The 17,717-nt window shown below is 35.0% G+C and carries 13 protein-coding genes and 1 pseudogene; 10 read left to right on the top strand and 4 right to left on the bottom strand.

Annotated elements, in window-relative coordinates:
- Positions 1–294 precede the first annotated feature (294 nt).
- Positions 295–2,325 carry an NHL repeat-containing protein gene (locus tag LEP1GSC059_RS05230; RefSeq protein ID WP_002180506.1) on the top strand — a complete coding sequence of 677 codons (2,031 nt, stop codon included), beginning with the start codon at positions 295–297 and terminating at the stop codon, positions 2,323–2,325.
- Positions 2,322–4,322 carry a tetratricopeptide repeat protein gene (locus tag LEP1GSC059_RS05225; RefSeq protein ID WP_017215553.1) on the top strand — a complete coding sequence of 667 codons (2,001 nt, stop codon included), beginning with the start codon at positions 2,322–2,324 and terminating at the stop codon, positions 4,320–4,322. Before LEP1GSC059_RS05230 ends, LEP1GSC059_RS05225 begins: the two co-directional genes overlap by 4 nt.
- Here the strand turns inward: LEP1GSC059_RS05225 and LEP1GSC059_RS05220 are convergent.
- Both LEP1GSC059_RS05220 and LEP1GSC059_RS05215 read right to left on the bottom strand, forming a co-directional pair.
- Positions 4,319–4,936: a hypothetical protein gene (locus tag LEP1GSC059_RS05220; protein WP_017215552.1), complete on the bottom strand. Its 618-nt coding sequence runs from the start codon at positions 4,934–4,936 to the stop codon at positions 4,319–4,321. The genes LEP1GSC059_RS05225 and LEP1GSC059_RS05220 overlap by 4 nt on opposite strands.
- A 901-nt stretch (positions 4,937–5,837) precedes the next feature.
- The gene (locus LEP1GSC059_RS05215; protein WP_002180510.1) at positions 5,838–6,284 is read right to left on the bottom strand and encodes a methylglyoxal synthase; all 447 of its coding nucleotides are present in this window, start codon (positions 6,282–6,284) and stop codon (positions 5,838–5,840) included.
- Positions 6,285–6,418: 134 nt separating this feature from the next.
- Here LEP1GSC059_RS05215 and LEP1GSC059_RS05210 point away from each other — a divergent pair, with 134 nt between their 5' ends.
- A complete protein-coding gene (locus LEP1GSC059_RS05210) occupies positions 6,419–7,207 on the top strand; it encodes an FcpA-related putative periplasmic flagellar protein (RefSeq protein WP_017215551.1) in 789 nt (262 codons plus the stop codon).
- Between the two features lie 21 nt (positions 7,208–7,228).
- Here the strand turns inward: LEP1GSC059_RS05210 and LEP1GSC059_RS05205 are convergent, their stop codons facing one another.
- The gene (locus tag LEP1GSC059_RS05205; protein ID WP_002180484.1) at positions 7,229–7,876 is read right to left on the bottom strand and encodes a DsbA family protein; all 648 of its coding nucleotides are present in this window, start codon (positions 7,874–7,876) and stop codon (positions 7,229–7,231) included.
- Positions 7,877–8,554: 678 nt separating this feature from the next.
- The gene (locus tag LEP1GSC059_RS05200; RefSeq protein WP_002153556.1) at positions 8,555–8,839 is read right to left on the bottom strand and encodes an LIC10816 family protein; all 285 of its coding nucleotides are present in this window, start codon (positions 8,837–8,839) and stop codon (positions 8,555–8,557) included.
- Between the two features lie 1,894 nt (positions 8,840–10,733).
- Between LEP1GSC059_RS05200 and LEP1GSC059_RS05190 the strand changes: the two genes are divergently transcribed.
- The 7 genes and pseudogenes from LEP1GSC059_RS05190 to LEP1GSC059_RS05155 all read left to right on the top strand — a co-directional run bounded on the left by LEP1GSC059_RS05190 (position 10,734) and on the right by LEP1GSC059_RS05155 (position 17,630).
- Positions 10,734–11,504 (top strand): YdcF family protein, encoded by a 771-nt coding sequence (locus LEP1GSC059_RS05190; RefSeq protein ID WP_002180496.1) that lies wholly within the window; start codon positions 10,734–10,736, stop codon positions 11,502–11,504.
- 325 nt (positions 11,505–11,829) lie between these two features.
- Complete coding sequence (locus LEP1GSC059_RS05185; protein ID WP_002180541.1) at positions 11,830–12,225, top strand: cytochrome c maturation protein CcmE domain-containing protein; 396 nt, start codon at positions 11,830–11,832, stop codon at positions 12,223–12,225.
- Between the two features lie 21 nt (positions 12,226–12,246).
- The gene (locus LEP1GSC059_RS05180; protein ID WP_002180559.1) at positions 12,247–14,436 is read left to right on the top strand and encodes a heme lyase CcmF/NrfE family subunit; all 2,190 of its coding nucleotides are present in this window, start codon (positions 12,247–12,249) and stop codon (positions 14,434–14,436) included.
- Positions 14,433–15,032 (top strand): cytochrome c-type biogenesis protein, encoded by a 600-nt coding sequence (locus LEP1GSC059_RS05175; RefSeq protein WP_002180557.1) that lies wholly within the window; start codon positions 14,433–14,435, stop codon positions 15,030–15,032. The genes LEP1GSC059_RS05180 and LEP1GSC059_RS05175 overlap by 4 nt, the downstream gene beginning before the upstream one ends.
- A complete protein-coding gene (locus tag LEP1GSC059_RS05170; RefSeq protein WP_017215549.1) occupies positions 15,032–15,430 on the top strand; it encodes a zinc ribbon domain-containing protein in 399 nt (132 codons plus the stop codon). Before LEP1GSC059_RS05175 ends, LEP1GSC059_RS05170 begins: the two co-directional genes overlap by 1 nt.
- Positions 15,397–16,110, top strand: a complete 714-nt coding sequence (locus LEP1GSC059_RS05165; RefSeq protein ID WP_020980447.1) for a hypothetical protein — start codon at positions 15,397–15,399, stop codon at positions 16,108–16,110. Before LEP1GSC059_RS05170 ends, LEP1GSC059_RS05165 begins: the two co-directional genes overlap by 34 nt.
- Positions 16,111–16,737: 627 nt before the next feature.
- Positions 16,738–17,630: pseudogene (locus tag LEP1GSC059_RS05155) on the top strand (IS982 family transposase).
- Positions 17,631–17,717: the final 87 nt, after the last annotated feature.

Here is a 17,717-nt window from a genome sequence, read left to right as displayed (position 1 = left end):
CATGCAAAAATTTGATTTTTAAATCATTAGAGTTGTTGAAAAATTAATTCTCAATCAGTTTCTGTTTCATGGAAACGGTAAATTAAAGCAGTTTTTTGATCTGAATTATGGAATTTTTCAACAACTCTATTCTTTTTGAATTTTATAGAATTTCCCTTTTACAAATGCTACTCTAAAACCTAACAAACTCACATTAAATAAGGCATAGATTCTATTGTTGTATCCTCAGTAAAAAATTCTTGAAATTATGTCTCTTAGAGTTGCTCATAGAGATAGAGGCAAAAATAGGCATTCATGTATTTTCATAGATTTCTCATTATTTTAGTCTTTATTTTCGTTACGTTTTCTTTGAGTTCCGACGGACTTCCCAATTTCTCCATTCAAGAAAAAGAAGCAAGAACTCAATTCACACGAGGGTTCTCTTATTTTAATAATTCTCAGTATTCATCGGCAAGAGAGAACTTCTTAAAAGCACTTTCAATTAAAAATGATTTCACATTGGCTCGACTCCTGCTTTCAAACTCATACTATCTCTCCGGAGATTGGCCTGAAAGTATGTCGGAATTAGAACAAATCGAAGGTACGACAGGACTAAATCAAATTCAAAAAGCAAGATTAGATGCTTTGAGAATTAATCTAGCCGGTGGAAGTCAAGATTTAACAGTCCGCTACTACTCAGCAATTTTAGGTGATGAACTCAGGCGTTTTAGATTCCGAAATCCGTCTGATGTAGCCGTTGATGATGATGGATTTCTTTATGTCCTCTCCTTTGATACAGCAAATATTGTAAAATTTGATCCGAACGGCAACCCTATAGATAACTTCAAAGGATCTTTAGGTCGGAATTTAACGGGTCCCCTATTTTTTTCATTGAGAGCAAATTCAATTTTTGTGGCCGATTTTAAAGCTGATAAAATTTACGAATTTAATACAAGAGGCGAGTATATCAATCGATTCGGAAGTTCTGGAAAAACAAACGGTACGTTTCATGGACCGACCGGTATATTTTATACAAAGAACGGTTATCTTTATGTCTCAGACTCCGGAAATAATCGGATCCAAAAATTAAAGCCGGATGGTACCTTTCTACAAGAAATTGGGGTCGGAATTCTACGCAACCCATCCGGGCTGAAAGTCAATTCCAAAGGAGAAATCTACGTAGCTGATCGGGGTAATTCCCGAATCGCGGTATTTGATTCGGAAGGGAATTTTCTTCGAGAAATTACAAACCCAAACATACTATCCTCTCCCCGCAATCTAACAATTCGAAAAAACGAAATTTATATTTCCGATGAAAAGTCGGGACTCGTCATTTACAATACCATAGACAATACTTGGAGATTATTAGATTCTTTTCGAGATTCAAAAAATGTCGTCCGAAAACTGAATCAACCATTCTCTTCTACCTTCGATTACACCGGAACACAGTTCATTGCAGATTTCAATCGGCATCGAGTAGAAATTTTCAGTCCTTCTAACCAATTATCTTCTAACATGGATGTAGTGTTGGAAAAAGTTTTAAATCATGATTATCCGGATATTTCCGTATTTCTACGAGTAAGGGATCGATCGGGTAGAGACATCAAAACAATTCCAAGAAACTCTTTTAAGGTTTATGAATATGGGAATCTTTCTCCTCTGATTGGTCTTGCGGACATGCGACAATTTAATAACCGAATCTCTTTATCCCTCGTTTATGAAAATACTCCCGAAATTAAAGCGGCTTATCCTGTCTTTGAAAAGTCCTTAAAACCACTATTAACTTCGCTTCGACAATACGACGGAATTGAAGTACTACGTTCAGGAACGGAATTAATCAAGGCCTCTGATTTTAACTACTCGATGCATGATATTTTTAGAATATTAAGAACTTCTCATATTGATTCTAATTCCAAAACAGGAAAAGCAATTTATAGGGGAATCTCGGACTTGCTCGGACGCCTTGGCCCCAGAATTGTATTAGTTTTAGTTTCAGGAAATTCGTATTCGGATTCCTTTACTCAAATTTCATCTGAAAAAATCATTCGCTACTCTAAAGCACATTCAATTCCAATCTATTTCTTATCACTTTCAGATTCGGGACCAGCGGTTGAAACTTATAAAATGATCGCCAATTCTACCGGAGGAAAGTTCATCTTAATTCCGGGCGAAGGATCAGAAAAAAATCTTTATAACTCTTTTTTATCTCATAAAGACAGACGTTATATCGTATCTTTCAAAAGTAGAATCGACGCGGATAAAAAAGATTTTTACATTCCCTTAGTTATAGAAGCGAATTTTAGAAACACATCTGGAAAAACAGAAGCTGGATTTTTTACAAAATGATTTTAAGTTTTTTACAAAAACCTTCCCTCTATTATCTAGTATTTTTAATTTTATACTTATCCATCGGATCAACTCATTCTCAAGACACGGTTCGAAAAATCCAGGAAGGGGAATCTTTTCTTAAAAACCGTAATTACACTGCCGCTTATCAATCTTTTTCCGAAGCCTCTCGTTTTAACCCTATGTCTACTCGTTCTTTACTTGGGTTTGCAGAAGCTGCACAACATCTTCATAAGGACAAAGAATCTCTAGACGCTTATAACAAAGTATTAAAATTAGAACCGGAAAATAAAGCCGCAATCAAAGGGGCCGCATTAGGATACATTCGTAAAAAAGAATATAATAATTCTCTAAATTTAATCAAATCTTCCCTTGAAACAGACCCGTTTGATCCAATCCTAGCTCCAATTCAAATTCAGATCCTTTTAGAAATGGGACATTACGAATCCGCCCTCAAAAAACTGGAAGCGTCAAGATCCAGACTCCAAAACTCTAAAGAAGTTCAAATTTTAGAGGCCAAGGTAAACGGCAAAACCGGTAACTTTTCCAAATCTTATCATATTTGGAACGCGACACTTGCTTCTTCTTCAGACGATCCAGATTTATTTTTTAATATGGCTTCATTATTAATAGATTGGTCCGAAAAAAGTTTTGATCCAGAAAAAAAACAAAAATTAGAAATCGCTTCCGAAAAATTAGAAAGGGCAATTTCTTTATATCCGGATTTTGAAGAAGCCATCAACGCACTTGCAAAAATCAGAATATGGCAAGGAGACTTTCAATCCGCAGAATCACTTTCCCGTAAACTCGTTTCTATCTATCCTCAAAACCCTTTGTATCTTTATTTAAAAGCGTTTGCGGAAGAAAAAAACACAAACGACTCTTCCAAAGATACGCTTAAAAACGATTTAATCGAAATATTAAAGTTAGACGACTTAGATTCTATTTCAAGGCAAAAGGCGGAGTCAATTGCACTCGATCATTTTCCTGAAAACCATTCTTTCAGAAGAAAATTAGGGGAATATAGAATGCAACGTTTTCGTTCTTCTAAAAATTCCCTTCTTTATGATATGGCTTCTCATCATCTTTCTTGTGCGAGGGAACTCATTCCGGGTCAACCAGAAGTTCAATTTCAAACTTTATCAGAATATAAACGAACTGGATTTTTTCCGCGTTATCTCAACCTTCTTTTATTTTTAAGAAAGAAATATTCAGAAAATCAAAAGTATCAGTATGAAATCGAAAATATTCTGAACTCTATTAAACAATCAATAGCTTATAGAGAAGGTTTAATAGAAATTACAGGAGACAATCTTGTTGAAAATTATGGTAGAACACCGCCCGTTCTATTAATGTTTGATCTTTTAGATAAATCCTTTTTAGGAGATTATCCAGATTTGGCATTTCTAATTTCTTCTTCCATACGTAAAAATCTTTCTTTAAATCCTACGATCACTCTTTCAGAGGTTTTAGAATTCGCTCGTAGTAACCCATCTTCTGAAATCAAAGCAACTCCTTATACTGGAATTCTACCTTATACAGAATCCACATATCTCAAGATCAAAGACTCTTCAAAAAAAGGAATCAAACCTAGGTTTCTAATTTATGGTTCTCTAAAATACGAAAATCATTCTATACTCATAGATTGGACGATTAAAGATTCCAAACACGAAAAAATACTTTCTACATTTAGAATATTCTCAAAAGGAAGAGATTTTATACCAGAGGCAGTTGTTAGGTCTGTTTCTAAAATTTTAGCTTCTATCCCTCCAAGTGGTTCCGTCTTAAAAGTAAAGGATGAAGACCTAATAATCAATGTAGGAGCCCTTGACGGCCTAAAGAAAGGAAGTAAAATTCAGATACACAACAGTTCCGGAAAATCTGGAGAGGCTACAATAGAAGAAATCGATTACTTTCTTTCCAGAGCTGTTCCCGATAATGGAATCAACGGCTTAAAAACGATTTCGGAAGGAGATAGGGTAATCTGGAAACGTTAACTTTGATGTATAGGAAAATTGCTGAAATAATCCAATACTTCGTTTACTATTGAACTTTCAATTTTCATATTTTCTTCCGATTGGTATCGATCTATTAAAGTCAATTTCCAAACCCTTCCCCTGATTTCTACTTTATTAATTTCTAATATCCTATCTCGAACAGGAAACCAACTCGGAAATCCAGTAGCTTCTGTATAAATTCTCACTTTATTATTTTCGAATACACTCCGATTAACTTGTATTTCAAAACGATTTAGAATAACATTATATTTTATTTCCAAATCTACATCTGGATAAATTTTAAATTCATGCTTTTCAGAATCCCAGTCGATCATAGAACCTTCCAAACAAATCTCATCCTCTTTAGAAATTTCTAACTCGATCGGATAAGAGTATATGGTTTTTATTCCTTTTTTTCGATCATAACCTACTTGAACTTTTGTATGTTCGTGTTTTCTTTCTAGTTTCACTTGAAACGCTGTTTCAGGTCGTCCTACAAGATGAGTTCGAATAGTTGAAATAGCTCCTTCAGAAAATTGCAAAGGATAAATCAACTTTGAACGATTCTTTAAAATACAAAATAGATTCTGGATCGACACTAAAAGTGAATTCATAAATTATCTTTTTATATTAGAGCTATTGAGAATTTTATATCCAATATTAGAAAAATAGCATGATTTATTCGTCTTAATGAAAAAAACAGAAGAAAATTTATTTTTCAACAAAACTTCATCATTCGCTCAAGATTTTTTTTAAATTGCGCTTACTACTCGGATGCATAAGTAGAATACTTGGATTAGATTGTTTCAATAATTTGAATGTTTTGGTCCTGCTCTAAAATGCCGTAAATCTTGCATTTGTGTTGTTTTTTAAGTATCGCTATTTTTTTATAAATTCGACCGTTAATAACTTGGTATTATTTTTATGAGTCTGAGTAGTAACTCAAACATTTTGATCAATCTATTACGTGACATTTGTCCAGAGTTATATAATAAAGCTCTCAATATTTTACACTGAAAGAGTGTTTTAAAATAAAATACATAGTTGATTTTACCAAAGATGTGAAAGTTTTCAAATTGCTTCTAACTCGGAATTTTGACTTTTAAAAGGAAATTTTAAATTTTGAAACAGCCTAGCTTTTTATACATCCGAGTAACGAACCACATTTATTTCATCAACAAACGCGAAAGGGATCGATGCGAGGTCAATAAATTACAACTGAAGATGATATTTTATTTAAAGTTTCTTGCATGTAATTTATTGACCAGAGCGGAGAGCCCGGTCCGGCTTGCTATAGCAAGCCGGATTCGCCCTAATTTTTTTGCTGAATTTACATTAAACAAGCTTAACTTAATATTATTTCATGCGTTCAAATAATGCGCTAAGATAAAATATCTTTGATATAGTTTCTAATAAACGATACTATGAATACAAACATTTAAGAAATTCTGCATCTGTTTTTTAAAGTTAGCATACTATATTCAAAATAGCTTTTGGATAAAAGCTTTATTTGAATCAATCTTTTTTCATTCTAGTATTATAACCCAGAAGAATCTTTTTATAAGCCTCTGTAAATTTAGGAGAACTAATCATATAATCGGCAGTGGATCGGTTACAAGCCATAGGAACATTGTATAAAACCGCAATTCTTAACAAGGCTTTTACATCCGGATCATGAGGTTGAGCCGTTAGTGGATCCCAAAAGAAAATTACTATATCTAAATCTCCTTCAGCAATCTTAGCGCCGATTTGCTGATCCCCTCCCAGAGGCCCAGAAAGAAATCTGTAAACCGGAAGTTCGGTCTCTTCGCTTATCAATTTTCCAGTCGTTCCGGTTCCATATAACTGATGTTTTGAAAGAATTTCTCTATGAGTTTTTATCCAATTTACTAAATCTTCTTTACGATTATCATGGGCGATCAACGCGATTCTTTTGATTGCTGGAACGGAGACTTCTTTCATTTCATTACTCTTTCTCGTTTATTTTGAATCTAATTTTTTGATGACGCAAATTTCAGACCAATCCTAAATTGACCTAAGATATTTTTTTTTCGAAGTCGATTCTTGAACTTGTTTTAGATTCGAACAGATTTCCTATGAAACATTTTTATTTTAGATTTCTTACAATCTTATTTCTTTTTCCTCTATTACTCTGGAGTGAATCAACTCCCAACGAAAAGAAAATCGAAATTTTAATTCCGGATGGAAGTAGTGGTGATTCCGATTGGGGAAAGGATTTTCTTCAATTTGAGGATCTGGATCTGTTAGGCGACGCAAGCGAAGAAAATTCCAAAAATCTTTTTGAAAAAGCAAAAGAAGACTTTTTAAAGTCCGTAGATCATTTTAGGAAAACAAACGAATTAGTGAATCTAAAACGAAAAGAATTCGATAGCTTAAACTTCGAAGCAGATCGTTACGAATGGCAAAAAAAAAGTCGCCGCGAAAATTTTGAAAGAGCCATTACCAGAGACTTGAATAAATCCAGATCCGACTCTATCCATCTTTTAGTTTCTTCCATGAATTTTTTGGAAAGAATTCAAAATCAAAAAGTTAAAGATACGGATACGTTTCGAGATCTACAAGCTAATATTTATAGAGAATATATCAAACATCAACTTGCTTTAAGAAATTTTCTGCAAGCTATGGATATTTTAGAAAGATATATCCAAATCGGAAATAAATACTACGAAGATTCCGAAGCTCAAGGTTTTCTTTCCAATTGTTACGAAAGAGCCTATCGACTTTCTAAAAAAAATCGAGACGACATCGCTCGGGAGAAATACGACATTCTCCGAAAAAAACACGGACTTTTATACGCTGAATTTAAATTTGGAAAGAACTCTTCGAATTATATTGAATTTTCCAAAGAACTTTTTAAAGACTAAAATGGATTCTCAAAATAGTATTCAAGTATATCGCAATTCTCTAAAATATTCCTTGAGAATAGAATCCACTTGTTCAAACGTACAATAACCCCTTGTCAAAATTCCATTTTCAATTCCGTCCGAAAAAACAAGGCTGGGAAACACGCTTACTCCCAAAGAAAAACCATAGTAGAAGTCGTTTCTGGTTTCCAGATCCGTGTCTTCAAATATAGATTGAAATTTTTGAGCAGTAATTCCGAACTTTTCGGATAACATTACAAAAGTTTCAAAGGAAGTTGGATCTTGATTTTCGAAATAAAAAGATTTAGAAAGTGCATTCAAATATTCGAATGCTATTTCTGGCTTTATTTTTTGTATGCTGATTACTGCTTTACAAGCTAAAAATGAATCATATCGAAAATCCGTTCTTTCTAAAAACCCCAATGAAAACGGTTGTTTTGTAATAGATTCTGCGTCTTTCCATTCGTGTTTTAAAATTCTCGCTAACTCTGGCGTTAAGAGTTCAGCACCGTCTTCAAAACGTAGACCGCCTAACACAAGAGAAAACCGGATTTTATTTTTGTATTCTTCCCTTATCTTTTCCATAACAGAACCAAAGCCATAACACCAGGGACAAAGAGGATCGGTTACATAAAGAATAGAATGTCGAATCGGTTCGTCTTGGTTCATTTTGTTTGATTATTTCTGCAAGAATGAAATTATATTTTTTGCATTCATTGGATTATTACTTTTCGTTTTTAAAGAAACCGGAAAAATTTTAGTATAAGTCATTTTTAATATGCCACATTCAAAGTCCAAATCTTATTTAACTTGAATTCGACGTAAGAAAGTCTGAGTGAATCGGGCTCTCAGCTCTGGTCAATAAATTGTATATAGAAACGTTATACGATTTATCGTCGTAAATTTCAATTTAGAACGCGATCCATAGAGAGCGTTCTGCTGAGTTTAACGCGATCTGTCGAGCGACCTGCAGAAGCGACTCATAGGGAGTGATAATTGAGTTTCCAGAAGCGAGACGCTGAGTTTGAGAAAGCGTTCTCCCGCTTCGATCCCTTTCGCGTTAATTCACATTAGTTAATATGATTCCACCTATAAAACCTATTTTGCATGTTCTTTTAAAGGGGTATTCATTCCAACTTTTTAAATAATCTCGTAGTTTTGTATTAGAGTTGTTGAAAAATTCCATAGTGCCGATTAACAAAACTGTTTCAATCGACCGTTTCCATGAAACAGATAGAGAATTCATTTTTCAACGACTCTATTACAATAATCAAAAAGAATATGAGCTATTCATAAAAAAGGCGGGATTAAGAACCCGCCCTTTTTATCATTCTTGCTTAAGAATTTTCAAATTTCATTCGGGTGTTTTATATAATACACTGATAACCATAGTGTCCCGAAAAGAACCCCCGCGTATGCTAATACCACAGTGACAATGTCAATTATAGGTAGTAGTGTGGCAATTGGAGAAATTTTGTCTGCAGTCATTCGGGTTGCTTCGCCCAAAATTAAAAACAATCCTCCCAAGCCAATCAAGTGATACCTACCCATCGCTTCTTTTGTCACCCGAGCAAAACGGGCAAAAACAGGAACTGCCAACAACGCAAGCGCAAAAATCGTGATTGCATTCATTGTGAACCCTCCTTATTTCATCTAGTTAGACTTTTGTTATTTTAAAAATAATCTTTATTTTCGTTTTTATTTTATACATTATATAATGATCGTTCCAATAACGTTAACCGCTTTGGTATAAAATTATACCTTCCAAATCATTAATTGAATTTTATTTTTAAAACTAACAAAGTTCAATTTAAATTCTCTTTGAACAATATTTTAAGTTTTTACATTAAAATATTATAAAATAATTATTAATAATGGTTTTATACTCCTTTTTGGCGCAGAAGATATATTAAAAATACTTTCAATTTGTTTTGTAGTTTGTTTATTTTATCGTTCTTTGTTTAAAAACCTTGTTATGTTTTTATCCCAAATGTTAAACTATGGATTTTTCTTCGATAAACCATAAATTCGGAAATACACAATCTATTAGAGCTTCTATATTTTTATAATATTCCATCATTTACTTATAATAAGGTCCTGCAAATTTTAGAAACAAATCCAGTTTGGCCAAAATTCTGGACGCTATGGTTTCTGAGTTAATCAAGTCTTCAAGTCCAGCGTCTGGACAATCATCTCAACAAGAATAAAAAGATTTTTGAATGAAATTTAAGTTAAATTTCAAAATCAATCTTTTTAGTCACAGAAACCTAACAATCTGGAATCTAATTTTCTTGACTTTAAAAAGCAGATCATTTTATGATAAAACGCTTTTTGCGAACCTGTTTCTCCCGATCAATGGCGGCCCTTTCGCGCTCCAGCAAGTAACCGCCATTTGTGGATTGGATGGGTTTGCTTAGCATTTATATAGCATGGTAAATTAGGTTCGCGATAATTATGTCTAGAAAAGTTAATAAAGCTTTTTCTAATACATAGATTAGGACCTTTATAGCCGCTATTTCTTCCTTTGTTTGTGAAGGAAGTGGATTGAAACTTTTGGAGAATTGCTTTCTCCAGAAGTTCGAACTTATTTCTTCCTTTGTTTGTGAAGGAAGTGGATTGAAACAGGCGTGGCGACCAGATTGTTCCGATAACGATATTATTTCTTCCTTTGTTTGTGAAGGAAGTGGATTGAAACCAAATACTTCTTTCATTCTTTGCAGACAATATTGTTTCTTCCTTTGTTTGTGAAGGAAGTGGATTGAAACTATCTTTAGACAAAACCTGGGGTGGAATATTCTATCATTTCTTCCTTTGTTTGTGAAGGAGGTGGATTGAAACCCAACAGGTTATTCAGTGCCAGCGGTGTTAAATAAATTTCTTCCTTTGTTTGTGAAGGAAGTGGATTGAATCATTGAAAACATCTTCGAAAAACGTTGAACACGACTTAAGTAGTCCCTGAAAAAGTGTTCAAAAGAATTCCAAACTTAAAAGTTGAGAATTGGTTCTAACTTTTAAAGAGGGCGATTACGCCTAACTTCTGCTTCTCGCTGCGTTCGGAATTGCTAATGCGAGCCCGCACTCCAGGCGTTGCCACATTTGTTTTGTTGTTAGGTGAAAGTAGATTATCGTCTTACTTTAAATCATTAAATTCACAGGTAATAACTCTATGGGAAGTATAAAAAATTGGGCTACTGGCCAATTATCCATTGTTTCTGAATGTTTAAGTTATTATTTTGCCTTTATAGCGGTTTTTAATTTTTTAACTAAAAATTATAGAGACTTGTTTAATTTTGAAGACATATTTTTAACGTGAGCAGGGCGTAACGCGAAAGGGATCGATGCGGGGTCAATAAATTAAATCTAAAGACGATTGTTGTATTATGTTTCCTGTATGCAATTTATTGACCAGAGCTGAGAGCCCGGCCGGCTGCCTGTGGCAAGCCGGATTCGCCCGGTTTTCTTATGTCGAACTCACGTTATTTTTAGGTAATTTTTTTTGTTCTAACAATCAGGAGAAAAAATTTAAATGTCCACGATCTTATTTTCTATTTCAAAACTCGCCACTCTGATTCTATTCCCTCTACCGTTGGTCCTTTTGATTCTTTTGCTTGTAGGTGCAAAACTCAAAAAATGGAAAGAAAAATTTTCCGTTTGGCTCCCCGTTTTGTTTCTTTGGATCTTATCCACAAGTACGGTTTCCCAAAAACTGATTCAATCTTTAGAAATTTATTATCCTCCGGTTTCTCTGGAACAACTTCCACAAGCGAACGTTATACTTGTGTTAGGTGGAATGGTTTCTACATTAAGTATTCATGACGAACCCGTGGACCTTTCTAACAGCGCGGAAAGACTTACCGAAACAGTCCGACTTTACAAAGCCAAAAAAGCGCCTAAGATTTTATTTTCCGGAGGTTCCGGAAATCTTTTTTATCAAACTGTGCCGGAATCCGAACCTGCGGGCAGATTTCTAAAACAAATGGGAATACCCGATTCTTCTTTGATCTTAGAATCTAAAAGTAGAAATACCGCCGAAAACAAAAGTTTTACCATAGAACTTCTCAAAGAACATGGTTGGAATTCGGTGATTTTAGTGACTTCTTCTTTTCATATGAAAAGGTCAGTTGAAATCTTTCAGGAAAATGGAATCACGATCATTCCCTTCCCTACCGATTTTCGTTCCCAAAAAGCAGTTTTGACTTTGGATAATTTCTTTCCTTCGACAGGTTGCCTTGAAAATTCCACGATTTCAATTAAGGAATGGATCGGCATTTTGGTTCATAGAATCCGAAACTTATAATCTAACTCAGATTTGGCGCAAAAAAATTTGAATGAATTTGCAATAGTTCCCACATTTTCAAAGTTCATCTGCAAAATCTTAATTTGCAGTAGTTCCCACATTGTCAAAGTTCATCTGCAAAATCTTAATTTGCAGTAGTTCCCACATTGTCAAAGTTCATCTGCAAAATCTTGATTTGCAGTAGTTCCCACAAATCATCGAAAAAACGAACCTCCCAAAATAGATGATTCCACTGAACAAAGTCCATAATAGGGGATTTACACTTTTCTCCACCCATCCATTCTGATTTTATGGTCTAAAACGAAAAACAGTCGGAACTTCAACGATGAATATAAAATTTACGATACTCGCAGGAATTATCCTTTTATCCCTCGGCTCCATCGCTTATTTTTCCTCTAAGGAAACCTCTTATACCCTACTCGACGCCTCGGAACTGGCCGCCTCCCCTGCAAAATACGAAAACGATCTTTTAAGAGTCAGAGGTTTTGTAAAACTAGGATCTGTCATTCGAGAAGGTAAAACCGCAAAATTCATCTTAGAATTTAACGATAAACAAATTCCCGTTTTTTTTACTGGAGAAACCCTACTTCCAGACGCATTTAAAGAAGGCACACGCGCTCGGGTAGACGGTTATATGAAAGATGGAATACTCGTTTCCGATCATGTAGAAGCAAAATGTGCGTCCAAATACGAAGCAGATTATTCGGAAGAGAATAAATAAAAAGGATTATAATTTTTTAATATGAATGATTTCGGAGCACTTTGTATTATCACGTCATTTGCGATCCTAATATTTTCGATCCTACAAACTTCTTACGGAATTTGGAAACGGGACAAAAAAGCGATCGAACTAGGTAGATATACTTTGATGGCCAATTCTGCGGTCATTTTTTTCGGGTTTATAGTTTTGCTAGTTCAATTATTCAGAACCGATCTTTCCAACTATTACGTGGTAATGCATTCGAACGAACATCTACCTTTATTTTATAAACTTACCAGTATTTGGTCCGGATCTTCCGGTTCTTTACTTTTTTGGAATCTTTTACTTTCCATTTTTACTTTTATCGTTCTTTGGCAAACGAAAGATCTTACCCAAGATAGAATTCCTATTTTAAATTTAACGTTAGCCGTCATCTCTGCTTTTTTTTCTTATCTCGCCGTATTTTATCCAGATGCTCAACCATTTCGAGAATTTCAACCGGCGGCAGTTGCCGGAAGAGGATTAAATCCTCTTTTACAACACTGGGCAATGGTCATACATCCACCGATTCTTTATGTGGGTTACGTAAGTTTTGCGATCCCTTTTGCAATCGCAGCCTCGGCCTTAATCACAGGACATCTTTCCGAAAACTGGTTTCGTTTTGTAAGAAGGTGGACTATTTTTTCTTGGTTTTTTTTAGGAACCGGAATTTTACTCGGATCCAAATGGGCTTACGAAGAATTAGGTTGGGGAGGTTACTGGGCCTGGGATCCCGTAGAAAACGCTTCTCTTATGCCCTGGCTTTTATCCACTGCATTTCTGCATTCTATGATCATCCAAGAAAGAAGAGATATGTTAAAGTTTTGGAATATGCTTTTGATCATACTCGCTTTTCATTTTTGTTTATTAGGAACTTGGATCACTCGAAGTGGAGTACTCGAGGGTCCTCATAGTTTTTCCAAATCTACAATCGGAACCCCGTTCATTATCTACATAGGAATCAGCTTTTTATTCTTTTTAGGATTTCTGATCTACCGCAGGAATTCTCTAAAACCGAAACACAATCTAGAAGCAATGACTTCTAAAGAAGGAAGTTTTCTTTTTAATAACTTTCTTCTTGTGATCGCAACCCTAGCAATCCTTCTTGGAGTATTTTCTCCGCTACTTTACGGAAGAGAATTTAAGGCCCCTTGGTTTAACTCTTGGGGAGTTCCCGCTGGAATCCTTTTGATCCTTTTGATGGGCTCAGCCCCACTTCTAGCGTGGAGAAAAGGCGCGGATAAGATTTTCTTTTCCACTTTACTCAAACCGTTGTTAGTCGGAATTGTAGGAGCTGGAGGTTATATTCTATTTTATACCCGTAACTTTACAATCAGCGAATATAGTTTAGGCGACGTATTAGGAGAAGTTTATTCCGTGATCGCAGTCGGCCTCGGAATTTTTACAATCGCGGGAATTTTACAAGAATATCATAGAGGGATCATCGCCAGAAAAACTGTATATCCAAACGAAAATTATTTTTTCTCCGGATTTAGGATGCTTTTAAAAAATAAAAGAAGATACGGGGGTTATCTAGTCCACTTGGCGATGGTGATACTTTTTATAGGTTATGCAGGAAACGCGTTTAAACAAAACACTTCCATTAAGTTTTTCTACTTTTTAAACGCACCCGAAAAAAACGAAATTGTATATTCCAGCCAGGACACAGGCGTTTTAGGCAACTATCAAATTTCCGCCAACACTTTAAAAATCAAACCTCTCGTTAATGGAGAAGCCAAAAACGGTCTCAACATTCAGAACGTAATCGTTTCCCACGAAGCAACTTTTCAAGTAAAACGGAACCTAAAAGAATTTTCTACGATGGTTACAGAAAGAAGATTTTATCCACAAATCTCTCACTTAAGTGGAGACTTTGAAACTCATATTCCTACAAGTGAACCCGCAATCTCTTCCACTCCTAAAGAAGACTTATATATTCAACTCGGGGCCATCGAACATTCCGATCTTTCTGATGAAAATCCTGACCTTCCAATACTTTTTATGAATTATCTTTTTACCAACGAAAACCAACCCGTTCGTAAATTGGAAAACTTCAACCGATTTCCGAGACAACTTGTAGCCAATCTGGAAGTATGGGTAAATCCTTTGGTAAAATTCATTTGGGTGGGTTCGTTGTTATTTTTCTTTTCTGGATTATTAATCCTTCTTCCGATCGGAGAATCCAGATCATGAAAACAATATTTTATAATATTCTAATTTTATTTAGCTTTTGGAATGTATTCGTTTTAATCGGTTCGCTTAGATCTTTATCAGCTGACTCCACTTTTACCAACCTAACAGAACCGGATCAGATCCGGACCTTTCACGAAGTAACTTCTAAAATCAGATGTATCTGTATCCCTTCAATTACGATCAAAAGTTGTTCGTTTAACAATTGTACAGTTTCGGCAAAACTAAAACTTTTTATAGAAAATCGGATTCAAAAAGGAGAAACCGCGGACGTAATCGTAAACAAAATGGTTCACGGTTTTGGAGAAGAGGCTCTCTCCGATCCTGTAATCCAAAAATTTGTAGAAGCAGGTAATACCGGAATGGCAAATTCAGTCGTCTTCGGTTTTGGAGAAAATATTCTGGCAACTCCAGATTCTACTTGGATCAACTTAAGTCTTGCTCTCGCAGGTTTTTTAGGAATCATACTCATCTATCTTTATATTCAACGAAAGAATCCTGGTTCTTTAAAACAAACTCAGGAATCCGGAAATCCAGTCAAACAAGTAGAAGATTCTTTTCAGAAATATCTTTCTGAAATACAGGAAAAACAAAAATAATGGACCCTTTACTCATTCCGTTTTACGTCATTCTACTCGGAATCGTTCTTGCTCCGTTTTTATGGATCCGATTTGTAAACCACTCTAAAACATCCGATATTGAATCCGAAAGGTCGGAACTGGTCCTTCGGAGAGAAGTAATTTTAGAAAACCTAAGAGATATAAAAATTGAATTTGATACCGGCAAACTCACTGAGTCAGAATTTCATTCCATCTCTTCCGGAATCGTTAAGGAGTTGGAAGACTTCGACGAAAAAATCCGATCCGTCGCGCAAATCATTCCAAAACAAGCAAACCCGTCCGAAGTCATTCCCAAATTTTGTCATGAATGTGGTTTTAAAATAGTTTTCTATGGAGCCAATTTTTGTCCTTCCTGCGGAACCAAATTGTTAATCTGAAGGCGATTTTTTTCTCTAAAACGCCCCAGATAACCTTCCTAAAATTATTTTATTATTTCAGTATATCAATATATTCTTTTTTTTTAATAGACTGCTCAGGAAAAAATCTTAAACTTCAAGGGGAACCTAACCGTCTTTCCGAACTTCCTTTTTACGGAGCTGGTTTTTACGTTTCCGCCTCTAAAATCGAAAAAGACGATCTTGGGGAAATCAGAAAGGATCTCAAAAACGAACTAGCTTCCAGAATTCCAAAAGATAGGATAGAACGATGGAAAGAAGTAGATTCCCTCAGCGGTTCGGAAGGAATTTATGTTCTTTTTCAGATCGTTCCGGAAACAAGAGTTCTTCCTGAATTTTTAGACTTTCAATTTTACTTAAACGATGTTCTCGCTGATAAGATTTGGAATTACTACGTTCAGTCTTTTACTTCCAAAGTTCGTAACTATCGTTTTTCGGCCCTTCCTGTCTATGGAACCTTCGGCTATCCTTTTTACACGGCTCCACCCGGAGCTTATACTTCGGGTTCCTTTATTTATGATTCGGACGTTACCACAGAGACAGAACACATTTATCGTTTTTTGGTCCGTTTTCCTAAGGATACTTTGATTAAAAATTCTCAAAGTAAAACTTTTTTTCAGGTCGTAACTCCGGCTAAATCCATTCTACGTTTTGAATATTAGTATAACATAAAGTTCAAAGTAAGAAAACCTGGGCAAATCCGGTTGCCATAAGCAGCCGGACCAGGCTCTCCGCTCTGGTCAATAAATTGTATAAAAGAAACGTTATACGACTTATCGTCGTAAATTTCAATTTATCGACCCTAAAACGCTTTCGTAAAAAGCGTTTTGCTGAGTTAACGCGACCCTGCAGAGCGACCCTTAGGGAGCGATGCATTGAGTTCAGGAGAGCGTTTTGCTTTAGTTCATTCATCGATCCCTTTCGCGTTAATTCGACGTAAAAATCCATGATTCACTTTTCTGAAAAAAGCTAGAACCTGAACTTTACAGATCGATTCCTAAAATATGAAAACTCACTCATACAAAAAGCAAAAGTTTCAAAATTTGTAATGTGACTTAATCTGTGGGAACTATCACCAATAGAACCAATTCTTAAATTGTAGAAGTTCACATTTTGGAAAACCATTTCTCATTTTCTTACGCCGAACTCACGTTAACTTTAAGATAGAGTTATTGAAAAATTCCATAGTTAACGTGAGTTCGGCGTAAGGTGGGAAAAAAGAGAAAGATCTTGTACTCAAAAGCGCCAGATCCATATTGAACCAAACTTTCAGCAAAAAGGAGTTCAATATGGATCTGACATCAATATTTTGTGCAATAGACGATTATTGTACACAACAAAAAATAAATTGGAACGGGAAAATATTGAGTCCCGTGGCAGGAAAAAGAAATCGTAAATTTCAGCTCAGCCTGAGTGAGGTAGCAACAATCGTAGTTTATTTTCATCTTTCTCATTATAGAGAATTTAAAAATTTTTATTTGATAGAAATAAAAAAGAATCTGAAATCCGAATTCCCAAAAGCGGTAAGTTACAATCGTTTCGTTGAACTGATGCCTAACGTGTTAGCTGTTATAGCTTCCTTTCTATCCAACACTTGTATGGGAAAATGTTCCGGAATATCGTTCATTGATTCTACAATTCTCAAAGTATGCGACAACAGAAGAATCCATTCTCATAAAGTATTTAAAAACATTGCACAACGAGGGAAATCAAGCACAGGCTGGTTTTACGGCTTTAAATTACATTTAATCGTAAATGATCAAGGTGAAATATTATCATTTATGGTCACTCCTGGAAACGTCGACGACAGAAACTCGAAAGTGATTTTCCCACTTGTTAAAAAGATTTACGATAAACTTTTCGGAGATAGAGGATACATCAGTCAATCTCTATTTGAAAGTCTTTATGAAAAGGGAATTCAACTCATTACAAAACTTAAAAAGAATATGAAAAATAAATTAATGCCCTTGGTTGATAAAATTCTTCTAAGAAAAAGAGCTATCATTGAATCGGTTAACGATGAACTTAAAAATATCTGCCAAATTCAACATACTAGACATCGGAGTTTTTGCAATTGGGCTGTTAATCTTTTAAGTGGTTTAGTTGCATTTTCATTCTTTCCAAAAAACCGTCTTTGAATTTGAGATCTAAAGACAATTTACAACTTTTAATCTCTCCTTAGACCGAATTCACGTTAAAGTATTACAAAAAAGTTCTGATCAGTTCGTAATAAAAAACGAGAGGATTAAAATCTAAATCGATAGTCTTT

The sequence above is a fragment of the Leptospira noguchii serovar Panama str. CZ214 genome (assembly GCF_000306255.2).
GTDB classification, from domain to species: domain Bacteria; phylum Spirochaetota; class Leptospiria; order Leptospirales; family Leptospiraceae; genus Leptospira; species Leptospira noguchii.
This window is presented reverse-complemented; position numbering and strand designations above follow the sequence as displayed.